Source organism: Actinoplanes sp. TFC3 (assembly GCF_001553785.1).
GTDB lineage: Bacteria > Actinomycetota > Actinomycetes > Mycobacteriales > Micromonosporaceae > Actinoplanes.
The window spans coordinates 4,426,747-4,448,563 of record NZ_LOJP01000001.1 but is presented as its reverse complement, the minus strand read 5'-3'; the positions used below and the strand labels follow the sequence as shown (position 1 = coordinate 4,448,563).

21 protein-coding genes are annotated in these 21,817 nt (G+C 70.4%); 20 read left to right on the top strand and 1 reads right to left on the bottom strand.

The genetic code is table 11. From position 1 onward, the window contains the following. The 14 genes from TFC3_RS19975 to TFC3_RS19910 form a co-directional block, all read left to right on the top strand. Positions 1-895, top strand: an 895-nt coding sequence (locus TFC3_RS19975; protein ID WP_153040310.1) for an AfsA-related hotdog domain-containing protein, incomplete at its 5' end; no start/stop codon positions are given. Further along, positions 892-1,551 (top strand): HAD family phosphatase, encoded by a 660-nt coding sequence (locus TFC3_RS19970; protein ID WP_067502110.1) that lies wholly within the window; start codon positions 892-894, stop codon positions 1,549-1,551. The genes TFC3_RS19975 and TFC3_RS19970, both read left to right, overlap by 4 nt. After that, positions 1,548-2,645 carry a ketoacyl-ACP synthase III family protein gene (locus TFC3_RS19965; protein WP_067502107.1) on the top strand — a complete coding sequence of 366 codons (1,098 nt, stop codon included), beginning with the start codon at positions 1,548-1,550 and terminating at the stop codon, positions 2,643-2,645. Before TFC3_RS19970 ends, TFC3_RS19965 begins: the two co-directional genes overlap by 4 nt. Further along, a complete protein-coding gene (locus TFC3_RS19960) occupies positions 2,642-2,881 on the top strand; it encodes an acyl carrier protein (protein WP_082772178.1) in 240 nt (79 codons plus the stop codon). Before TFC3_RS19965 ends, TFC3_RS19960 begins: the two co-directional genes overlap by 4 nt. Then, the gene (locus tag TFC3_RS19955) at positions 2,878-4,110 is read left to right on the top strand and encodes a beta-ketoacyl synthase (RefSeq protein ID WP_067502104.1); all 1,233 of its coding nucleotides are present in this window, start codon (positions 2,878-2,880) and stop codon (positions 4,108-4,110) included. The genes TFC3_RS19960 and TFC3_RS19955 overlap by 4 nt, the downstream gene beginning before the upstream one ends. Beyond that, a complete protein-coding gene (gene fabG / locus TFC3_RS19950; protein WP_067502103.1) occupies positions 4,107-4,811 on the top strand; it encodes a 3-oxoacyl-ACP reductase FabG in 705 nt (234 codons plus the stop codon). Before TFC3_RS19955 ends, fabG begins: the two co-directional genes overlap by 4 nt. Before the next feature lie 32 nt (positions 4,812-4,843). Continuing rightward, positions 4,844-5,830 (top strand): 3-oxoacyl-ACP synthase III family protein, encoded by a 987-nt coding sequence (locus TFC3_RS19945; RefSeq protein ID WP_067502100.1) that lies wholly within the window; start codon positions 4,844-4,846, stop codon positions 5,828-5,830. 13 nt (positions 5,831-5,843) lie between these two features. Continuing rightward, a complete protein-coding gene (locus tag TFC3_RS19940; RefSeq protein WP_201787191.1) occupies positions 5,844-6,488 on the top strand; it encodes an SDR family NAD(P)-dependent oxidoreductase in 645 nt (214 codons plus the stop codon). A 167-nt stretch (positions 6,489-6,655) separates the two neighbouring features. Beyond that, entirely contained in the window at positions 6,656-8,242 is a 1,587-nt protein-coding gene (locus TFC3_RS19935) for an MFS transporter (protein WP_082772177.1), read from the top strand. 73 nt (positions 8,243-8,315) lie between these two features. Beyond that, on the top strand, positions 8,316-9,935 hold the full coding sequence (locus TFC3_RS19930; protein WP_161952641.1) for an FAD-dependent monooxygenase: 1,620 nt from the start codon (positions 8,316-8,318) through the stop codon (positions 9,933-9,935). Positions 9,936-10,009: 74 nt separating this feature from the next. Beyond that, the gene (locus TFC3_RS19925; RefSeq protein ID WP_067502092.1) at positions 10,010-10,399 is read left to right on the top strand and encodes a PPOX class F420-dependent oxidoreductase; all 390 of its coding nucleotides are present in this window, start codon (positions 10,010-10,012) and stop codon (positions 10,397-10,399) included. Between the two features lie 274 nt (positions 10,400-10,673). Further along, positions 10,674-11,465: an AfsR/SARP family transcriptional regulator gene (locus TFC3_RS19920; protein WP_161952640.1), complete on the top strand. Its 792-nt coding sequence runs from the start codon at positions 10,674-10,676 to the stop codon at positions 11,463-11,465. A 2-nt stretch (positions 11,466-11,467) separates the two neighbouring features. After that, positions 11,468-11,905 (top strand): hotdog fold thioesterase, encoded by a 438-nt coding sequence (locus TFC3_RS19915; RefSeq protein ID WP_067502086.1) that lies wholly within the window; start codon positions 11,468-11,470, stop codon positions 11,903-11,905. After that, complete coding sequence (locus tag TFC3_RS19910) at positions 11,902-12,363, top strand: MaoC family dehydratase (protein WP_067507110.1); 462 nt, start codon at positions 11,902-11,904, stop codon at positions 12,361-12,363. The genes TFC3_RS19915 and TFC3_RS19910 overlap by 4 nt, the downstream gene beginning before the upstream one ends. On the opposite strand, the gene TFC3_RS19905 is transcribed toward TFC3_RS19910, so the two are convergent. Further along, positions 12,287-14,530: a bifunctional diguanylate cyclase/phosphodiesterase gene (locus TFC3_RS19905; protein ID WP_067502084.1), complete on the bottom strand. Its 2,244-nt coding sequence runs from the start codon at positions 14,528-14,530 to the stop codon at positions 12,287-12,289. The two genes, TFC3_RS19910 and TFC3_RS19905, sit on opposite strands and share 77 nt — an antisense overlap. A gap of 463 nt (positions 14,531-14,993) precedes the next feature. Here TFC3_RS19905 and TFC3_RS19900 point away from each other — a divergent pair, with 463 nt between their 5' ends. From TFC3_RS19900 to TFC3_RS39475, 6 genes are all read left to right on the top strand, one after another. Further along, positions 14,994-16,289 (top strand): glycosyltransferase family 2 protein, encoded by a 1,296-nt coding sequence (locus tag TFC3_RS19900; RefSeq protein ID WP_067502079.1) that lies wholly within the window; start codon positions 14,994-14,996, stop codon positions 16,287-16,289. Continuing rightward, complete coding sequence (locus TFC3_RS19895) at positions 16,286-18,271, top strand: right-handed parallel beta-helix repeat-containing protein (protein ID WP_082772176.1); 1,986 nt, start codon at positions 16,286-16,288, stop codon at positions 18,269-18,271. The genes TFC3_RS19900 and TFC3_RS19895 overlap by 4 nt, the downstream gene beginning before the upstream one ends. Further along, a complete protein-coding gene (locus TFC3_RS19890) occupies positions 18,268-19,425 on the top strand; it encodes a nitrous oxide reductase family maturation protein NosD (protein ID WP_153040309.1) in 1,158 nt (385 codons plus the stop codon). The genes TFC3_RS19895 and TFC3_RS19890 overlap by 4 nt, the downstream gene beginning before the upstream one ends. A gap of 33 nt (positions 19,426-19,458) precedes the next feature. Beyond that, entirely contained in the window at positions 19,459-20,766 is a 1,308-nt protein-coding gene (locus TFC3_RS19885) for a UDP-glucose/GDP-mannose dehydrogenase family protein (protein WP_236718424.1), read from the top strand. A 375-nt stretch (positions 20,767-21,141) separates the two neighbouring features. Further along, positions 21,142-21,300: a hypothetical protein gene (locus TFC3_RS38150; RefSeq protein ID WP_161952639.1), complete on the top strand. Its 159-nt coding sequence runs from the start codon at positions 21,142-21,144 to the stop codon at positions 21,298-21,300. A gap of 159 nt (positions 21,301-21,459) precedes the next feature. Beyond that, the coding region (locus TFC3_RS39475) for a hypothetical protein (protein ID WP_236718220.1) at positions 21,460-21,817 on the top strand (358 nt) is incomplete at its 3' end.

The window sequence follows — 21,817 nt, the reverse complement described above, 5'->3', positions numbered from 1 at the left end:
ACCCCCCACCACGACCCCGGCCCTCACCTTCGACCAGCAGGTTCCTCGCGCCCTCGCGCACCGCCACGCCATCGGCGAGGTCTTCGTGACCGACTCGGCCCGCCTCGCCGAGGACGCGTTCGCGGTGGCCGCCGTCCTGCCGCGCACCCACTGGTTCTACTCCGACCGCCCGGAGCCTGCGCCCGGCCCGATGGCGTTGCTGGAGGCGTGCCGGCAGGCCTGCACCGTGGTCGTGCACCGCTACTTCGACGTCCCCGCGCAGACCGCGTTCCTGGTGGGCGGCTGGCGGCTGGAGTTCAATGCCAGCACCGAAACCGAGCTGGTGCTGCACGTGCGCACCTCGGGGATGCGCCGGCGCAAGGGCGTGCTCAGCGCGCTGCGGCTCGACCTTGAGGTCACGGCGGGCGGCGAGCCGGTGGGCACGGCCCGCATCGATGCGAGCTATCTGGCCACAAACCTTTACACCGACATGCGCAATCTTCGCCGTACGACCACAGCCCCGCTGTCCGGCACCCTCCCCGCCACCCGGGCCGGCACCCTGGTTCCCGCCGCCCAGGTGGGCCGGCGCCTGCCGGAGAACGTTCTGCTGACCGGCGCCACCCGCGAGGCCGGCGGTGCCCGGGCCACCTTGGACGTACCCGTCGATCACGCCTGCCTGTACGACCACCCGCTGGACCACGTGCCGGCGATGGCGCTCATGGAAGCCGCCCAGCAGGCAGCGGTCTACGCCGCCGGTGGGGGAGCGGTCCGCGGGCTGCGTGCCGGGTTCACCCGCATCGTCGAGCTCGACGAGCCCACCGCGGTGGAGGCGGCGACCGGTTCGGACGCCTCGATCAGCGTCGAGTTCCGCCAGGCCGGACTGGTGGCGTGCCAGGCCGAGGTGACGCTGCGATGAGCCTGACCACCCCGATCAAGGCCGTGTGGACCGACTTCGGCGGCGTGCTCACCCCACCCACGGGCGAAACCCTGCGAGTCTTCTGCGCCGGCGCCGGGCTCGAACCGGCCCAGCTCACCGCGGCCATGGCCGCCGTCGGCGCGCACTACGGCACCGACGCCATGGCACCGCTGGACACCCCGCTGGTCACCGAGCAGGAATGGGCCCGCCAGGTCGAGGCCGAGCTGGCCGCCACCGGCGTGCACGCCGACCTGTCCGACTTCGGCAGCCGGTGGTTCGCCGGGCGCCCCGCGAACGCCGCCTGGGTGCAGTGGCTGCGGGCCGCCCGCTCCCGGGGCGTCTTCGTCGGCATGCTGTCGAACATGGTCCCCGCATGGGACAAGCAGTGGCGCAAGATGATCCCGCAGCCGGATGTCTTCGACGACCTGGTGATGTCCTTCCAGGTCGGCACACGCAAACCCGAACCGGCGATCTTCGCCCTCGCCGCCGAGCGAGCCGGGGTCGCCCCGCACGAGTGCGTGCTCGTCGACGACCTGCTCAAGAACTGCGACGGCGCCCGCGCCCAGGGCTGGCAGGCGGTGCACTTCACCGACGCCGCCCAGGCCGCCGCGCTGCTCGACCCCGTCCTTGCCGACGCCCGGGCAGGCCGGCGATGAAGCTGCGCGAACCCATCGGCCTCAGCGCCGGCAGCTGGTATCCGCCGGGCTGGCAGAGCACCGGGCAAGCCCTCGCCGGCGGTGAACTCGACAGCCGCTCGGCACGCGACCTCGGTTACGCCGGGGTGCCGGTGGCCACCACCGAGGCGCCACCGGAGATGGCGGTCAGCGCCGCCCGCGCCGTGCTCGACCGCGCCGGCTGCCCGGCCGAGACGCTCAGCCTGGTCCTGCACGCCAGCGTCCACCACCAGGGTCACGACGCCTGGTCTGCGCCGCACTTCATCGCCGATCGCCTCGATGCGCGCCGCGCCATCCCGATCGGGCTGCTGCAGCAGTGCAACGGCGGTGCGGCAGGCATCGACCTGATCGTCAGCCGGCTGCAGGGCGACCCGGACGCCGGACCCGGGCTGGTCACCACCGCCGACCGGTTCCTGCTGCCCAGCTGGGATCGCTGGCGCGGCGACTACGGGATGGCCGCCGGTGACGGGGCCACCGCCGTGCTGGTGCACCGCCTCGCCGAGCGCCCGGCCGAGCTGGAGCTGCACGCCACCGCCAGTACGGTCGCCGCCGACCTGGAGATCATGCACCGCGGCAACGACACGTTCGAGGCCGCGCCGCTGGGCCACGGCCCGATCAACGTGCGCCGGCCCAAGCGGGACTTCATCGCGGCCTTCGGCGGGGAACGCTTCGTCAAGACCGCCGCCGACGCCATCCGGACGGCCGTACGCCAGGCCCTGCGCGACGCCGGCCTGGCCGGGGACGACGAGCGCCTGCGCTACGCCGTGCTGCCGCGCCTCGGTGCCCGCGCCATGCAGGAGGCCTACATCCCGCCGCTGGCCGAGCTGACCGGCGCCGAGCAGCTCGACCTCGGACGCTCGACCGGGCACCTGGGCGCCGGCGACCTCAACGCCTCGCTCGCCGACCTGGCCACCACCGACCTGCTCGCCCCCGGGCAGTACGCCCTCGTGCTCAACGGCGGCGGCGGCTTCACCTGGACCGCCATGGTCGTGCGCCGGCCATCCACCCCAACCAGCCGGCCATCCACCCCAACCAGCCGGCCATCCACCCCAACCAGCAAGGAGACAGCATCGTGATCGCCGTACAGGAATCGTTGTTCGCCATCCTCAGCGAGAAGATGGGCATCCCCAGCGCCGAGCTGCGCCCCGACACCACCTTCGAGGACCTCGACCTGGACTCGCTGGCCCTCATCGAGCTCAGCGTGTCGATCCAGAAGTCCTTCGGCGTCGTGGTTGATGAGATGGAACTGTCGCCCGAACGCCGGCTCGGCGAGGTCGTCGCCGTCATCGACGCCAAGGCGCGCCCGGCGTGAGCAGCCCGGCACGCACCGACGTCGCCGTCACCGGCCTGGGCCTGGTCACCCCGGCCGGGATCGGGGTTGCGGCGAACTGGGAGCGGATCAGCTCGGGGCGCTCGACCGCGTCGCCGGACGACAACCTCACCGGGCTCGGGGTGGACTTCAGTTGCCGGGTCCCCGGTTTCGACGCCGGGGCCCTGCTCGGGCGGCGCAACGCATGGCGCCTCGACCGGGTCGCGCACCTGGCCATCGTGGCCGCCCGCGAGGCCGTCGCCGATGCCGGGCTGGACCCGGCGACCTGGGATGGCGCCCGGGTGGGCGTGGTGGTGGGCAGCTCGTTCGGCGGCTCGGCCACCTACGAGCGCGAGCAGGCCCGGCTGGCCGAGGACGGCCCGGACATGATCTCGCCGCTGCTGATGGTGATGGCGCCGGTCAACATGACAGCGGGCTACCTTGCCATCGACCAGCACGCGCTGGGCCCGAACCTGGTCGTGTCGACCGCCTGCGCCGCGGGCACCAGCGCCATCGGCACCGCCCGGCACCTGCTCGCCGCGGGCATGTGCGACGTGGTGATCGCCGGTGGCTCGGAGTCGACCATCACCCGCACGACCATGGCCAGCCTGCACCGCATGGGCGCGCTGTCCACCCGGCGCGACAGCCCGGAAACCGCCTCCCGGCCCTTCGACGCCGACCGCGACGGGTTCGTGGCCGGTGAGGGCGCCGGCATGCTGATCCTGGAACGAGCCGCCGACGCACAGGCCCGCCAGGCCCGGGTGTACGCCCACGTCAGCGGCTACGGCGCCTCCGCCGACGGGCACCACCCGTCCTCACCGCACCCCGAGGGCGACGGCGCCGAGCGGGCCATCCGCGCTGCGCTCGCCGACGCCGGGGTCGAACCCGGCGACATCGGCCACGTCAACGCGCACGGCACGGCCACCGCGATGAACGATGTGACCGAGGCCCGGGTCATCCGCCGGGTGCTCGGCGACCACCCGGCGGTCACCTCGACCAAGGGTGTCATCGGGCACCTGATCGGCGCGGCCGGCGCGGTGGAAGCGGCTTACACTGTCCTCGCCGTGCACCACGGCAGCATCCCGCCGACCGCGAACCTGTCCAGCCTGGATCCCGAGATCGAGCTGGACGTGGTGGCCAAGGATGCCCGCCCGGCCACCCTGCGCGCCGCGCTGTCGAACTCCTTCGGCTTCGGCGGGCAGAACGCCGCCGTCGTCGTGACCGCACCGTGAGCCGCCGCGTCCTGGTCACCGGCGGCAACCGGGGGATCGGCCTGGCGATCGCGCGGGAGCTGGACGCGGCCGGGCACAAGGTCGCCGTCACCTACCGCAGCGGGGAACCACCCGAAGGTTTGTTCGCGGTGCGCTGCGATGTCACCGTGCCCGAGCAGGTCGAAGCCGCGTTCGTCGAGGTCGAGGCCGCCCGCGGCGAGGTGGAGGCCGTGGTGGCCAACGCCGGCATCACCCGCGACGCCCTGCTGGCCCGGATGCCGGCCGCGGACTTTCACGCGGTGGTGGCCACGAACCTGTCGGCCACTGCCATGGTGGCGCAGCGCTCGCTGATGCCCATGGTCCAGGCCCGCTGGGGACGGCTGGTGTTCATCTCCTCCGCGGTGGCGCTGACCGGCTCGCCGGGGCAGACCAACTACTGCGCCGCCAAGGCCGGGCTCATCGGACTCGCCCGCTCCCTGGCCTGGGAAGTCGGATCGCGGGGCGTGACGGTGAACGTCGTGGCCCCGGGCTTCGTGGAAACCGGCATGACCGCGGTGCTCCCGGCCCGGCGCCGCGAGCAGTTTCTTGAGCAGACCCCGCTGCGCCGGCCCGGACGGCCCGAGGAGATCGCCGCGGCGGTGCGCTTCCTGACCGGCGACGATGCCGGCTTCATCACCGGGGCGGTCCTGCCGGTCAGCGGCGGGCTCGGCCTGGGCCTGTGAACCCTCGTCTTGTCTAGCAAGGAGATCCCGGCATGGCACTTGGCGTGATCGCTCTGGGCTCGTACGTCCCGGACACCGTCATCACCAACGCGGACATCAGCGCGTGGACCGGCGCCACGCAACAGTGGATCGCCGAGCGTACCGGCGTGCACGAACGCCGCTACGCCGCCGCCCACGAGGCCACCTCGGATCTCGCCGTGCACGCCGCACGTCGGGCACTCAGCAGCGACCCCGCGGCCCGCGAACGGCTGCGTGCCCTGATCGTGGCCACCGCGACCCCCGACGTACCGCAGCCGGCCACCGCGGCGATCGTGCAGCACAAGCTCGGGCTGAGCGAGGTGCCCGCCTTCGACATCAACGCGGTCTGCAGCGGCTTTCTCTACGCGGTCACCATCGCCGGGGCGCTCGCCGCGACCCCGCTGGGTGCCGGGGGACAGCTGCTGGTGGTCGGCGCGGACCGTTTCTCCACCATCATGGACCGCAGCGACCGCAAGACCGTGAGCCTGTTCGGCGACGGCGCCGGGGCGCTGCTGCTGGGCGAGGTGCCCGAGGGCTACGGTTTCGGCCCGGTGCAGCTGATCACCAACGGCGAGCTGCACGACCTGGTCAAGGTGCACGGTGGCGGCACGGCGGCCCCGCTGACCGCCGCGTCGATCGCCGAGGGTGCCGCGCTGTTCCGCATGGAGGGCCGGGCCGTACGTGACTACGCCCTCGAACAACTGGAGAAGCTCACCGCCCGGGTGCTCGGCGACGCCGGGATCAGCGTGGGCGAACTCGACCGGCTGGTCTTCCACCAGGCGAACCCGCAGTTGCTGCGCGCCTTCGCGGATTCGGTCGGCGCCCCGCGCGACAAACTCGAGCTGACCGCCCCCGAGTACGGCAACACCGCCGCTGCCTCGGTCGCGGTCACCCTCGACGCGGCGCACCGCCGCCGGCCGTTCCGGCGCGGTGACCGGATCCTGCTCGGTTCCGTCGGCGGTGGCATGAACGCCGCCGTCACCCTGCTGACCTGGTACTGAGAGGAGTACGCCCGTGCGACTCGCTGGCAAACGCATCGTGGTGACCGGCGGCACCCGTGGGCTCGGCCGCGCGCTGACCGAGCGCTTCCTGCACGAGGGGGCCAGGGTCATGTGTGCGGCCCGCAACCCCTACGACATCAAGGAACTCGACGACATCCACCCGGGCCGGGTGCATTATCACAGCGCCGACGTCACCGACGAGCAGTCGGTCGCCGAGCTGACCCAGGCCACCCTGGCCGTCCTGGGCGGCGCCGACGTGCTGGTCTGCAACGCGGGGGTGAGCCGCGACGGCAAGATCGGCGCGCTGTCGCTGACCGACTGGCAGGACACCGTGGCCACCAACCTCACCGGGGTGTTCCTGACCACCCGGGCGTTCGCGCCACACCTGAGCGCCGGGGGACAGGGCCGGATCATCACGATGTCGTCGTGTGTGGCCACCCGCCCGACCGCCGGAGCCGCGGCGTACGGAGCCAGCAAAGCCGCCGTCGAAACGTTCACCCGCACCGCGTCGGTGGAGCTGGGACCATCCGGCGTGACCGTCAACTGCCTGGCCCCCGGCTACTTCGACGAGGGCATGGGCAAGCAGGTGGCCGCGAACCCGGCGCTCTGGGAACGCTACCGCAAGCGGCTGGTGCAGGGCCGGCTCGGCGATCCCTAGGAGCTGGCCGCCGCCGCGGTGTTCCTCGCCTCCGCCGAGAGCTCGTACGTCAACGGGGCCGTGCTCGACGTGCACGGCGGGCTCCGCTGAGGAGCGCAGAGCTTTACCGTGTATTCGAACCCTGATACAAAGAAGCGTACGTAGAAGCGCGAACGAGGAGTCACCGAATGACAGCCGCAGTCGCGGGCCGGACACCGGTCCGTCCCGGAATAACCCTGGCCGCCGTGTGCGTCGCGGTGCTGGTGTTGCCGGCCTCGCTGACCGGGGCCTCGGTGGCCCTGCCGTCGATCGCCACTGACCTGCACGCCGGCCTGGTGCCCCTGCAATGGGTGGTGAACGGCTACAACCTGGCCTTCGCCTGCTTCATGCTGGCCTTCGGCTCGCTTGCCGACATCGTCGGGCGGCGGCGCATGTTCGTGCTCGGCACCGCCGTGTTCGCCGCGGCCTCGCTGGCCAGCGCCGCCACCACCGACATCCTGCTGCTCGACATCCTGCGGGCGCTGGCCGGGCTCGGGGCCGCAGCGGTGATGACCGCGGGCAGCGCCATCCTGGCCACCACCTTCGAAGGTGCCGCCCTGACCCGCGCGTTCGGGTTGCTCGGGGCGGCCGCCGGCGGTGGCCTGGCCCTGGGCCCCTCGACCTCGGGCCTGCTGGTCGGCGCGTTCGGCTGGCGCGCGGTGTTCATCTCGCACGCCGTGGTCGCGGCCGCCGTGCTGCTGGCCGTGCGGTTCATGCCCGCCTCCCGCGGTGCCGCCGGTGCCAAGGTCGACTGGAGCGGCACGCTGCTGTTCACCCTCAGCCTGTTCCTGCTGATGCTCGGCGTCGTCGAGGGCCCGCAGTGGGGCTGGGCCAGCGGTTCGGTGCTGGCCCTGCTGATCGGCGCGGCGGCGCTGATGGTCGTGTTCGCGTTGGTCGAGCGGCGCACCCAGCACCCCATGTTCGACATCAGCCTGTTCCTGCAGCGCCGCTTCCTGGCCATCTGCCTGGTCCCGGTCGCGCTGTCGTTCGGCTTCGTCTGCCTGCTGGTCTTCCTGCCCTCGTTCTTCACCGGCGTCAGCGGGCTGTCCAACGCCGTGGCCGGGGTGACCATGATGCTGCTGACCCTGCCGGTGCTGGTGGTGCCGCTGCTGGTCGGCAAGCTAGTCGCGCGCGGGCTGTCCAACCGGGCCGTGCTGGCCGGCAGCCTGCTCGTCGTCGGGGCCGGCTGTGCCTGGCTGAGCACCATCGACAGCCACAGCGGCACCCTGCAGGTGGCCGGTCCGCTGCTGCTGGTCGGCATCGGCATGGGCATCTCGGCCGGCCTGGTCGACGCCGTGGCGATCACCTCGGTCGAGCCGCAGCGCGCGGGCATGGCCGCCGGCATGTTCAACACCATGCGCCTGGCCGGGGAGGCCCTCGCCGTCGCCGTCATCGGTGCGGTGCTGGTCAGCCTGGCGCAGAACCGCATCGGCGAGGGCGTCGGGCGCTTCACCGGGCTGGGCTCGGGCGACGTGGCCGAGGTCGGCAACAAGGTGGCCAGCGGTGATCTGAGCACGCCCGAGCAGTTGGTGCCCGCCGCGGACCGGGTGGCCTTCCACGGCTTCCTGGCCGACGGCTACGCCTCGGCGCTGAGCACCATGCTCTGGCTGGTCGCCGCGATCACCGCGATCACCGGTGTGGTCGTGTTCCTGATGCTGCGCAGCCGGGCCGCCGCCCAGCAGCCCCCGGCGGCCGAGCCGGCCGAAACCGTGGCGTCGCAGCCCGTCGCCGGATGAGAACCTGCCCGGTGCCGGTCCCCCCCGTCCGGCACCGGGCCCCCTTCCGCCCATCGCTCGCAGGAGGATGACCATGTTCCCCCCACCCGCAGACGGCAAAGTCCTCGTCGTCGGCGCCGGCCCGGCCGGGTTGTGCCTGGCGGCCGAGCTGCTGCGCCGGGGCGTCGAGGTTGACCTCGTCGACCGGGCGGACGCGCCGAGCGGACTGTCCAAGGCCCTCGCGATCTGGCCTCGTACCGTGGAATTGTTGCGGCGGTTGGGGTTCTCCGCATCGGTCGAGGAATGGGCCCTGCCGCAGGCCGCCTTGCGGTACTACTCGGCGGGCCGGCCCGTCGGCGAGATCGGGTTCACCGGCGATCAGCTGCGCCCCCTGGCCTTCCCGCAGCCCGCTGTGGAGCACCTGCTGCGCGAAGCCGTCACCCGGTTCGGTGGCATCGTGCACTGGGGCACCGAACTGCAGGCCTTGACCCGGGACTCCGGCGGGGTGACCGTCCGGCTTGCCCGCGAAGGGGAGGTTGCCGAGCGGCGCTACGCCTACGTGGTCGGAGCCGATGGCGCCGGCAGCCGGGTACGAACAGAACTCGGCGTGCCCTTCGATGGCGCCACCCATGAACTCGGCTTCGTGGTCGCCGACATCGACCTGGACACCACGCTGCAGCCCGACGTGACCCACTACTTCTGTTCCACCAAGGGCATTCTGGTCACGTGTGGACTGCCCGACGGGCGCTGGCGGGTGTTCACCTCCGGCCCGCCCGGCCTGCGTCGCGAGGATGTCGGGCTGGAGCTGGTGCAGCAGCTCGTCGACGAACGCGGCCCGGGTGGCCTGCAGCTGCGCAACCCGCACTGGATCAGCGTTTTCTCGGTGCACGCCCGGCACGCCGGCCAGGTCCGCGCCGGCCGGGTGTTCCTGGTGGGCGACGCCGCGCACATCCACAGCCCGGCCGGCGGTCAGGGCCTCAACACCGGGGTTGGCGACGCGCACAACCTCGGGTGGAAGCTCGCCCTGGTGGCCGCCGGGCACGCCGATCCACGGCTGCTCGACACCTACGCCGAGGAGCGCGGGCAGGTGGCCCGCGCGGTGATCCGGCAAGCCGAGATCCAGACCCGGATCTGGTTGCTGCGCCGCGGTTTTCAGGTACGCGCCCGCGACGCGGCGCTGCGCCTGGCCTCCGCGCTGCGGCTGTTCCACCGGGCGTACGTGCCGTGGCTCGCCGGCCTGCGTACGGTCTATGGCACCGCGATGCCGGGCAGCGTCGCGTTCGGGGCCGCTCGCCCCGGGGGACTCGTGCCCGACCGCGCGGTGTGGGATGAGCGCCGGCACCGCCGGTTGCCGTTGCGCGCCGCCCTCGACGACCTGCGCTACACCGTGCTGCTGGCCATCCCCGGGCAGGCCGACGTCGCCACCGCCCGGCTGCTGCGCACGGTGCGCGAGACCTACGGCGAGCTGGTCGACATCCGGGTGCTGCGAGCCGCCACCAACGTGCTGAGCGGTGAGCTGCCGCGGGGTTCCGGCTCCGAGCGTGCCCGGCGTTCCCGGATCCTTCTGGTACGACCGGACGGCCACATCGACGCCTGCGTCCCCCTCGCCCGCGCCCAGCGGATCGCCGACCGGCTGCGCCACCTGATCCGCCCGGCGGCGCCCCGCCGCGACCCCGTGGCGGCCGGGGGTCCACCATCGTGGGCTGATACATGACAGCCCACTGAGCTATCGTGGACGGGTTCTGCCGTGCACCTCGCCAAGCCAGCAGCTAGGGGAAGAAACTGACGATGAACACGATCCCGGGCAGTCACGCCGATCTTCTCGAGCGTCCGCTGTACGGCCACCTGGCCACCACCCGCCCGGACGGCCAGCCCCAGGTCAATCCCATGTGGTACAGCTACGACGGCGAATTCATCTACTTCACCAACACCACCACGCGGCAGAAATATCGCAATGTGCAGGCCGAGCGGCGCGTGGCCATCTCGGTGAACGACCCGGAGCAGCCCTATCGCTATCTGGAGGTGCGCGGCGAGGTCGAGCGCATCGATCCCGACACCGACGGCGCGTTTTTTCTGAGCCTGGCCAAGCGCTACGGCATGACGCTGGAAGGCCCGCCCGCCGACGCCGCGGAGCGGGTTGTCTACGTGTTGCGCCCGCAATCGGTGAGCTACCAGTAAAACGCCCTTTCCCCAGACGGCCCGGCCGTGAATATCACGTCCGGGCCGAGGTGCGCTCCGCATTTTTAATAAGCTCGTAATATGCTGAATCCAAGCGGTAGCATCACCGGCGATAAATTGATCGTGTGCCAAACGTCACCGCGCCCCGAAGGTGTCATTACATTGACATCTGGTGATTTCAAATGCGTAGGATGGAATGCGCGGTGTACGACGCACCATTCAATGATCACTCGGGGGAGTAATGGACGACGTCGAACTCCAGATCTTAGGCACCATGATTCTGTCCTGCGCGCAGGCGGCACCGATCGCGATCGCACCGAAACCGCGAAAAGTGCTGGCCCTGCTCGCGCTGCACGCCGATCAGGTGGTGCCGACCGCCTCGCTGATGCGCGAGTTGTGGGCCGAGCTTCAGCCCCGCACGGCCATGACCACGCTGCAGACCTATGTGGGCCAGTTGCGCCGTAGCCTGTCGGTGGCGCTGGACCTGCCGGTCGCCGCGGTCACCGACGGCGTGCTGATCACCGAGGATGGCGGCTACTGCCTGTCCACCTCGGCGTTCGGGGTGGACTACCGCCGCTACACCACGCTGGATCTGCAGGGCCGGATGGCCATGCGGGCCGGTGACGCCCGCCGCGGCGCAGAGTTGCTCAGCGATGCCCTCGCCGTGTGGCGCGGTCAGGCACTGGTCAACGTGCAGGCCGGGCCGTTGCTGCAGGCCCAGGTCAACCGGCTGGAGGAGAACCGGTTGTGCACCACCGAGCACCGCATCATCGCCGATCTGCGCCTCGGCGAGCACCATTCGCTGGTCAGCGAGCTGGTCGAGCTGACCCTGCTGCACCCGCTGCACGAGGCGCTGCACGGTCACCTGATGCTGGCGCTCTACCGCTGCCAGCGCCGTTCCGAGGCGCTTGCGGTGTTCCGGGGGCTGCGTGCCCGGCTCGTCGCGGAGCTCGGCATCGAACCGTCGGCCAATCTGGCCGAGCTGGAGCGCTTCATCCTCAACGACGATCCCCGGCTCGACACCGACCGGGCCGGCGACGCGCTGTGCCGGCTGAAGGCGAGCTGACGATGACCGATGTGCAGACCCCACCCGGCGACCTGCTCAGCGTGCTGCCCGGCTACGAGCAGGAACAGCTGATCGCCCGGCTGGGCATCGAGATCCTGGAGTACGGTCCGCAGCGGGTGGCCGGGCGGATGCCGGTCGCGGGCAACCGCCAGCCAATCGGCCTGCTGCACGGCGGGGCCAGCGCCGCCCTGGCCGAGACGCTGGGCTCGCTGTCGGCCTACGTGCTGGCCGGACCCGGGGGCACCGCGGTGGGTCAGGAGTTGTCCTGCACCCACCACCGGGCGGTCCGCTCGGGCTTCGTCACCGGGGTCTCCACCCCGGTGCACGAGGGCGCGGCCGCAGCGACGTACGAGATCGTGCTCACCGATGACGCCGGGCGGCGGGTGTGCACCGCCCGGCTGACGTGCGCGGTCCGCAAACCCGGCGCCCGCCGCCGGTGAAGGTGTTCGCGGAGCCCGGCAGCCTGCTGCAGGCGGCCGGGCAGCACCTCGGGGTCAGCGGCTGGCGCACGATCAGCCAGCGCGACATCGACACGTTCGCCGAGCTGACCGGCGACGACCAGTGGATCCACGTCGACGTGGACCGGGCCGCGGCCGGGCCGTGGGGCACCACCATCGCCCATGGTTACCTGCTGGCCGGGCTGCTCACCCCGCTGCTGGCCGAGCTGTTCGCCGTGCACGGCACCGGTCTGGCCGTCAACGGCGGCCTCGAACAGCTACGGTTCGTCACGCCGGTGCCGGCCGGGTCGCGGATCCGGGCGGGCGCCGCGATCGCCGAGGCGGTGGCGGTGCCCGGCGGGTTCGTCTCGCTGAGCCTGGCGGTTACGGTCGAGCGGGAAGGGCAACGCCGACCGGCACTGACGGCTCGGACGCACAGTCTGTATCGAGCAGCCGGCTGATCTCGACCGCATCCCTGGGCTTGCCGAACAGATAGCCCTGCCCGGATCGCACACCCATCACCTGCAAGGTCGTCTGCTGCGCCACGGACTCGATGCCCTCGGCCACGGTCTGCAGGCGCAGCGCACGCGCCAGGTTCAGCACGGCCTCGACCAGCGCCACGTTGTCCGGGTCGGTGTCCACGTTCTCCACGAAGGAGCGGTCGATCTTCACGATGTCCACGGGCAGACGCTGCAGGTAGGCCAGTGACGAGTAGCCGGTGCCGAAGTCGTCGATGGCCAGGCACACCCCGAGGCGGCGCAGCGCGCCCAGGATGTCGGCGGCGGTGTCGATCGAGTCCATCAGCATCGACTCGGTGATCTCCAGCGTCAGCGCCGAGGCCTCGATACCCGCGTCGGCGATGGCGGCGGTGACGTCGGCGACCAGCGCGGCGTCCTGGAACTGCCGGCCCGACAGGTTGACGTTCATCTTCAAGTCCCGCGCGGCCGGGAAGCCCCGCTGCCACCGGGCCAGTTGCTCACACGCCTCGCGCAGCACCCAGCGGCCCAGCGGCACGATGTGACCGCTGGCCTCGGCGTGGTGGATGAAGTTGCCCGGAGCCAGCAGGCCCAGTCGCGGGTGCCGCCAGCGCACCAGCGCCTCGAAGCCGGTCAGAGCGCCGGTGTCCAGGTCCACGACCGGCTGGTAGAACACGACGAACTGCTCATCGACCAGCGCCTGGGCCATGTCGGCGCGCTGCTGCGCCTCCTGCAGCAACGTGGTGTACATGGCCGGGTCGAACAGCGAGCAGCGGTCGCCGCCGTCGCGCTTGGCTGCGTACATGGCCAGGTCGGCGTTGCGCAGCAGGTGCTCGGCGGAGACCGGGGCGCCGGGACCGGCACCGGCCATGCCGATGCTGGCGGTCAGCGGGAACTCACGGTTGTGCAGACGCACCGGGCGGCGCAGGTGCTCCAGCAGCCGGTCGGTGAGCGCGGCGGCCTCGGCGGGGGTGGTGTCCTGCAGGATGACGGCGAACTCGTCACCGCCCAGCCGCGCCGGGGTGTCCCCGGCGCGGGTCCAGCGGTGCAGGCGCCCGGCTACCTCGGTGAGCAGCTGGTCGCCGGCGTTGTGGCCGAGTTCGTCGTTGACGGTCTTGAAGCCGTCCAAGTCGATCAGCAGCACCGTGGCCGGGCGCTCATCGCTGGTGGTGACCGCCGCGGCGAGCCGCTCGGCGAAGCGGGCCCGGTTGGCCAGCCCGGTCAGCGGATCGGCGAAGGCCTGCCGGCTCAGCTGTTCCTCCAGGGCCTGGCGCACGCTGATGTCGCGCAGGCTCACGATGATCGCCCCGAGGTCGGGGTCGCGCAGCCGGTTGGTGGCGACCGCGTCGAAGTACAGGTACGAGCCGTCGTTCTGGCGTACCCGCAGCTCCCGGCGGATGGACTCCCCGGTGGCACCCGCGCGCAGCTCCTGCATCCAGGAGAGCACCTCGCCCAGGTCGTCCGGGTGCAGCATCGAGTTGATCACGTCGCCGGTCACCTCGGCGCTGTCGCAGCCCAGCACCGCGGCCACCGAGGGGCTGGCGTACTGGATCTGGCCCGGCTCGGCCAGCGCCAGCACCAGGTCGGAGGAGTGTTCCAGCAGGGCCTCGATGCGGCGTTCGGCCGCGCGCCGGCGGGCGTCGAGCTTGTCGCGGTTGTAGGCGATGATGCCGTTGACCACGACCACGCCGCCCATGATGGACACCATGCCGATCACCGCGACCGCCTCGATGTGCCCCTGATAGGGCAGCAGCGCCAGGAAACCGGAGATCGACAGCCCGCCGAGCACCACCACGACCCACGGCGAGAACAGCGCGGCGGCCAGCACCACGATGAGCGTGGCCCCCGGCAGGTACAGCATCATGCCTTCGCTGTCGTGGCGCGCGAACAGATACAGCACCGGCAGTTCGGCAACCCACCACAAAACCAGGAATTTGCGGGTACGACCCCAGCGCACCCATCGCGGCCAGGGCAGCAACGCCGCGGCGGCTTGAGTCAGCGTGACCACGAGCAGCGGGACCAGCCACCGCTGATCCACCGCCGACCAGTCCAGCGCGACCCGCGCCGCGCCGCTGAGCGTGACGACCGCAGCAATCAGCGCGCCGACACGAATCTGCCGGGCCCAATACTCTGCTTCATGGTCGTCGATCATCAGCGGTAAGCATCGGCGTCGCCTGGCCGGATCCAAGGAACCATCGCGGTGATCCGCACCTCTGCTCCGGATACGCTCTGGTTGATCCCATCCTGCAGTGGCATGAATCACTTTCACGACACACTGTGGCTCCGCCAGCCCTTTGTTTCCGGAGTGTTATCGCCGCGACCGCTGGCTTATGCCCGCATACGCGGCTCTCGACCGGGTTCGATCCCCGGTCAACGGTCGATGGCGCCGGAATCGGTGCGACCCCGGTCAAGCCGTTCGCCCCCGAGCCGCTGCAAGCCGGACCAGAACGCATGACCGATGTGACTGGTGTGACTGGCGGGACGGATGAAACACTCCGTCATCCGGTTGATCAAGGCACCCGGTCGGCGGAGCGACCCCCTCACGGCCCAGTGCCACGATCTTCCCCGCAAACACCCCATCCGTGCTGCGCAATGGCTCTGAGGAGTCCTCCATCGTGTCTCACTTCTTCGACGTGATCTGGTCCTGGATCGTCGAGACGGCGGGCGAGACCTCGTGGCGTGACATCATGCCGCTCGGCCTGGCCGGCATCTTTGTCTGGCTGCTCTGGCTCTACCGGGCGGTGCTCTCGCGTTTCGCCCGGCCCGTGACCAACAACTTCCACACCTCGGTGTCCGTGGTCGTGCCCGCCTACCGCGAGGACCCGGAAATCCTGCTGGAGTGCCTGCAGAGCTGGCTGAGCCAGAACCCGGCCGAGGTCATCATCGTCCCGGACGTCGGCGACTCCGAGGTGCGCAGCCGGCTGGCCGCCGTGCGCGACCCGCGGCTGACCGTCATCCCGTTCGAGCACCGCGGCAAGCGCTCCGCGCTGGGCGTGGGCATCCGCGCCGCCACCAGCGAGATCATCGTGCTGGCCGACTCCGACACCCGCTGGGAACCGGACCTGCTGGCAAACGTGCAGATGCCGTTCATCGACCCCAAGGTCGGCGGCGTGGGCACCCAGCAGAACGTCTACCAGCGCACCACCAGCGTCTGGCGGCGCATCGCCGACTGGCTGGTCAACCTGCGCTACTACGACTATGTGCCCGCCATGGGCCGCGCCGGAGCTGTCGCCTGCCTGTCCGGGCGCACCGCCGCGTACCGCCGCTCGGCGATCCTGCCCGTGCTCCCGCACCTGGAGGACGAGTTCTTCCTCGGCCGGCGCTGCGTGGCCGGCGACGACGGCCGCCTGACCTGGCTGGTGCTCGCGCAGGGCTACAAGACCGTGCACCAAAGCTCGGCGCGGGCCCTGTCGATGTTCCCGTCGTCCTTGCGTGCCTTCGCCAAGCAGCGCATCCGCTGGAGCCGCAACTCGTACCGCTGCTATCTGACCGCGCTGTGGAAGGGCTGGCTGTGGCGCCAGCCGCTGGTCACCAAGATCACCGTGCTGCAGATCCTGCTGACCCCCATCACCATGGGTATGGCGCTGGGCTACCTCATCTTCAGCCGCCTGGAACTGAGCGTGCACTCGCTCGTGCTCACCTTGATCTGGCTGCTGCTCGGCCGCGGCATCCGCGGCTACTCGCACCTGCGCCGCCACCCCCAGGAGATCCTGCTGCTCCCGCTGATCGCCCTGGTCGTCATCCTGATCGCGCTGCCCATCAAGCTCTACGCGTTCGTCACCATGAACAAGCAGGGCTGGCTCACCCGCACGTCGGACAGCATCGGCGGCGAGGGCCAGAGCGCCGCCACCCTGGACGCCCCGGGGGTCAACCACCACCCGCTCTCCGCCCCCCAAGGAATGCGCGCATGATCGCCCATAATCGCGTCGCCGCCGCGGCCGGGATCCTGCTCGGCCTGACCACCCTGCTGCCGCTGAGCTCCCCGGCCGCCGCCGACGACACCGAGCCGCTGTCCACCGAGGCCGCCGCGCAACAAGCCGGGCTGGTTGCCGCCGAGGACAGCCGCCTAGACAAGGTCCGTGCCGTCGCCGCCGTCGCCGCGATGAAGGGCAAGTACTCGGCCAACCCGTTCCGGCTGGACACCGGCGACGGGTACACCCTGGTGCTGACCCGCCGTCGCCAGCCGTACACGGTCGCCGACCTGCTCAAGCTTGCCCCGCAGACGTTCGTGCGCCAGGGCGACGGCAGCTACCTGCTCACCGAGAACCTGTACCTCAACTCCGGCGCCAAACTGAAACTGGCGAACGCCGGCGGCCTGACGGTGCGCATGGCCAGCACAACCAGCGGTTTTGTCTCGATCGTCTCCTTCGGTGGCGACCTGCAGATCACCGGTACGGCCCAAGCTCCCACGAAGATCACCAGCTGGGACAACCGCACGTCGCTGCCGGACACCCGGGTCGACGACGGGCGCGCCTACATCCGGGCCATCGGCGGGCAGTTCAGTGCCGCGTACGCCCAGATCTCCGACCTCGGCTTCTGGAGCGGGCGCACCGGGGGCATCGGGCTGACCGGCACCGACCGGCCCAACACCGGCGACGTCGACGGTCCGAGCCAGCTCTCCAAGACCGAACGCGAAGAAGCGAAGGCCGCGGAGGACGCCGAGGAAGCCACCCCCAGCGCCGGTAACGTGTTCGCCCAGCCCAGCGGCAAGCTGGCCGTACCCGACACCCGCTTCGGGGTGCCCGGTCTGTCGTACGTCTCCGGCTCGATCGACCACACCACGATCAGCGGCAACGCGTACGGCATGTTCATCTCCGGCTCCAACGGCGTCACGATCTCCGACACCACCGTGGCCAAGAGCCTCGAGGACGGCGTGGTGCTGCACCGCTTCGCCACCGGCATCGACGTCAACCGGCTGACCTCGCAGGACAACGGCGGCGACGGCTTCGTGCTCTCCCGCGCCGCCCAGCAGGTGCGCATCAGCAACAGCGTGGCCAAGGACAACGCCCGCAACGGCTTCACGCTCAACGGACTGCCGCTGGCCGTGGGCCCGTCCGCGTCCGGTGAGCTGATCGGCAGCTACGGCTCCAACACCATCGAGAACAGCATCGCCGAGGACAACGTGCACTACGGCATCGAGGTCATCGGCGGGCTCAACATCACGGTGCAGAACAACACGGTCACCGGCGGCGACATGGGCATCGTGGCCCGCCAGGGCACGGACACCGTCACGATCAGCGGCAACACCCTCAACAGCCAGAACCGGCAGGGCATTGCGGTACGCGACGGGGTGACCAAGGCCGTCATCACCGGCAACATGGTCAACTCCACCGACAACGCCATCTACGTCAACCGCTCGGTCGCCGAGGTGCGCGGCAACACCATCGTCGACGCCACCAACCACGGCGTCTCGCTGGTGGGGGAGACCGGTGGCTCGAAGATCTCGTTCAACGTGGTCTCCGGCGTCGGCCCGAGCGCGCTGGACACCTCCCGGCAGAGCGGCAAGATCAAGCTGGAACGCAACCAGATCACCGCCTGGCACGACACCAGCTCGTTCTGGATCAAGTTCCGCCACTACGCCAGCCCGATGACGCTGCTCTGGGTGGCCATCCTGCTGCTCATCATCGTCTCGGCCATCCTGGGCGTGCGCCGGCGCCGCCGCGGCCTGGGCCAGCCGTACGCCAACACCATGTCGTTGCACACCCCGGCCGTACGACGCTCCGCTCGCGTACCGATGCAAGGCGGCCCCCAGCTGCCCCTGCGCGGCGGCCCCGGCGGTCCTGACCCTCGCGGCGGCCCTGACTCTCGCGGCGCGGCCGATTCTCGCGGTGCGGCCGATTCTCGCGGCGCGGCCGATGCTTCGGCTCGGGCCGGGGCTGAGGTGATCCGGTGAGGCGGCGTCCGCTCCCGGCGCTGCCCGGCGGCCTGGGCGTCTGGCTCGGTGGGGCCGCACTCGTGGTGGCCCTGATCGCGCTGATCATCACCGTGACCCGTGACAACGGCCCCGCGCCGGGCGCCAACGGGCCGGTCGGCGCCACCGGCCCGGTCGGCAACCCGGACCCCCCGCTGACCTCCCCCCAGCCCACCGGGCCGGTCAGCACCCCGGCCTCGGATCCGGCCTCGGCTCCGGCGTCGGCTCCGGCTCCCGCGCCGGTCCCGGTGGACTGCCCGGCCGCCACGGTCACCGTGACCGATGCGGCCACGCTGACCGCCGCGCTCACCCAGGCCGCCCCCGGCGCCAGCATTCACCTGCAGGACGGCACCTACCAGGGCACCTTCGTGGCCGCCACCAAGGGCACCGCCGAGCAGCCGATCTCGCTGTGCGGGGGAGCGGGTGCCGTCCTGGACGCCGGGAACGTCAAGAAGGGGTACGGCCTGCACCTCGACGGCGCCGACCACTGGCGCGTGTCCGGGTTCACCGTCCGCAACGCCCAGAAAGGCGTGATGGGCGATGGGGTGCACAACGCCGTCATCAGCGGCCTGACCGTCGAGCAGATCGGCGACGAAGCCATTCATCTGCGCAAGTTCAGCACCGGCAACATCGTGGAGAACAACGTCATCCGCGAAACCGGAAAGCGCCGCGACAAATTCGGCGAGGGCGTCTACATCGGGTCGGCGCAATCCAACTGGAGCGATATCTCCGGCGGCCAGCCCGACGCCAGCGACCGCAACACCGTGCGCGGCAACACCATTTCGGCCACCACTGCCGAAGCCATTGATGTCAAGGAGGGTACGACCGGAGGAACGGTGTCGGGCAACACGTTCGACGGCGCCGCGCTCACCGGGGCCGACTCCTGGGTCGACATCAAGGGCAACAACTGGACCATCAGCGGCAACACCGGTGTACACAGCACCCAGGACGGTTTCCAGACCCATTCGGTAGCCGACGGCTGGGGCAAAGCGAACACGTTCACGGCCAACACCGCAACTGTCGACGGCCCCGGTTTCGGCTTCCATTTCGCCCCGGTCGAGGACAACCGCCTCACCTGCGACAACAAGGCTTCCAGCGCGGACAGCGGCCTGGCCAACGTCCCCTGCAGCAAATAGCACGAGGAGCTCGCAATGATCACTCGTCCCCGTCTGAGCGTCATCGGCACCGGCTATCTCGGCGCCACCCACGCAATCTGCATGGCCGTCATGGGCTACGACGTCATCGGCGTCGACGTCGACCCGAAAAAGGTGCAAAAGCTCAACGACGGCGAAGTCCCCTTCTTCGAGCCCGGCCTGCCCGAACTGCTCACCAAGGCCCTGGAATCGGGCCGCCTGCGCTTCACCACGGACTTTGCGGAAGCCGGAGAATTCGGCGACGTCCATTTCCTCTGCGTCGGAACACCGCAGCAACAAGGATCGGAAGCCGCAGACCTGCGGTACGTCGACAGCGCCGTAGAATCGCTGGCCCCCCACCTTCGCCGTCGTGCCCTGGTGGCCGGCAAATCCACGGTTCCCGTCGGCACAGCAGCCCGCCTTGCCGCCCTGATCCACGAGCTGGCTCCCGCCGGGGAAAAGGTGGAGCTGGCCTGGAACCCCGAGTTCCTGCGCGAGGGCTTCGCCGTCGACGACACGATGAAGCCGGACCGCATGGTGTTCGGCGTGACCTCCGAGTGGGCGGAGCAGATGCTGCGCGCCGCGTTCGCCCCGGTGCTGGCCCAAGGCGTGCCGGTCAAGGTGACCGATCTGCAGACCGCCGAGCTGGTGAAGGTTGCCGCAAACTCCTTCCTGGCAACGAAAATCTCGTACATCAACGCCATGGCTGAGGTTTGCGAGGCCACCGGTGCTGACGTGCACGACCTTGCCGAGGCTCTGGCGTACGACGAACGCATTGGCGGTAAATTCCTTCGCCCTGGCTTGGGTTTTGGTGGTGGCTGCCTGCCCAAGGACATCCGCGCCTTCGCTCACCGCGCGGAGGAGCTGGGGGTTGGTCAGGCCGTGGGCTTCCTCCGCGAGATCGACGGCATCAACCGCCGCCGCCGTGCGCGGACGGTCGACCTGGTCGTCGAACTGTGTGACGGAGATGTTCAGGGGAAGCGGATCGCGGCGCTGGGTGCGGCCTTCAAGCCCAACTCCGACGACATCCGCGACGCCCCAGCCCTGGACGTAGCCGCCACCCTGTCCCGCATGGGCGCCGACGTGGTCGTCTTCGACCCCGCCGCCATGGAAAACGCCCGCCGGGTCCACCCAGAACTGAGCTACGGCGACAACGCCATCGACGCGGCCCACAACGCGGACGTGGTGGTCCTGCTAACAGAATGGACCGAGTTCCGCGAACTCGAACCAGCCGCCATGACCGCAGTGACCGCCCAGAACAAAATCGTGGACGGCCGGCACGCCCTTGACCCGGCAAAGTGGCGGTCGGCTGGGTGGGAGTATCGGGCGCTGGGCCGGCCCTGATGGTACGTCCTCGCGGTGTGCCACTGAGGGGTGGTGGCACACCGCGAGGCATTGATTTGGTGTGGTGCGGTGGCGCGCGCGGCTCAAGCCTTTCTCTCGCCGGCGCGGACCCAGACCTCGCGGCCCGAGCCCTCAGCGCCCCCGGACCACCGACAGGAACAAAATCAACAAAATGAATCCGAACCAGAAGTTCCAGATCGAGTTGAGCCGGTAATAGCCTCTGACCGGTTTTCCCCCACGTTCGTGCGGCTTCACAAGTGGCATCGCGACTCCTTCGGGCGACGAGATCGACAGAGTGGGTCACCGGCAGGTGACTGATCATCAGAGCAAGCGATCGCTAGGGCAAGTGATCGAAAGAGCATCCTGATCAACGAAATGAGCGATCAACACAGCAACGTCCTCGAAAAGGACGCCGGTAATCCGTTGCCGCACCGAATCGTGTCATTGAAAAATGACGAACCAGAGAACCCGGTTACCGGCCTCCGCGATCTGAAGAATCGCACCGGTTCCCATCGGCATCACAACACCGAGTGACCGTACAAGTCCGAAGAGCCACTATCGCGGCAACGAAGGTCCCCCGTAAGAGCAACAGCGCGCAGCCGCGCCCAGCCCACAATAGGCGCCAGCCAGAAGCCTCAGCTGAGCCGCTCAGTCCCCGTCTCGGGATCAGGCGCCGTCGTAGTAGTGCTGGGCGTGTCCGAAGTGTCAGTAGGGTCCGGCTCCGGCTCGGCGGGCGGTTCATCCGGCGTCGCGCTGGTTGCCGGCGGCGCCGGGTCGTCCGGGGTGGACGAGCTGGCCGGCGGGTCGCTCGGCGGGGTCGGCGAATCCGAAGGCTCCGGCGATTCCGAGGGGCTGGGTGAGGGCTTGGCCGTAGCGGTGTGTCGCGGCTTGCTCTTCGATCCGCCGGTCCGGTGCACGGTTACCGGGACGACCTCGGTGGCCTGGGCGGTCGGGGTGGCCGTTGCGGTCGGTGACGGGGATGCAGAGGTTGACACGGGGGCAGCGGGTTGGTGGTTGTCGGCGGCGGCTTCGGCCTTGTGGCCTCCGGGGG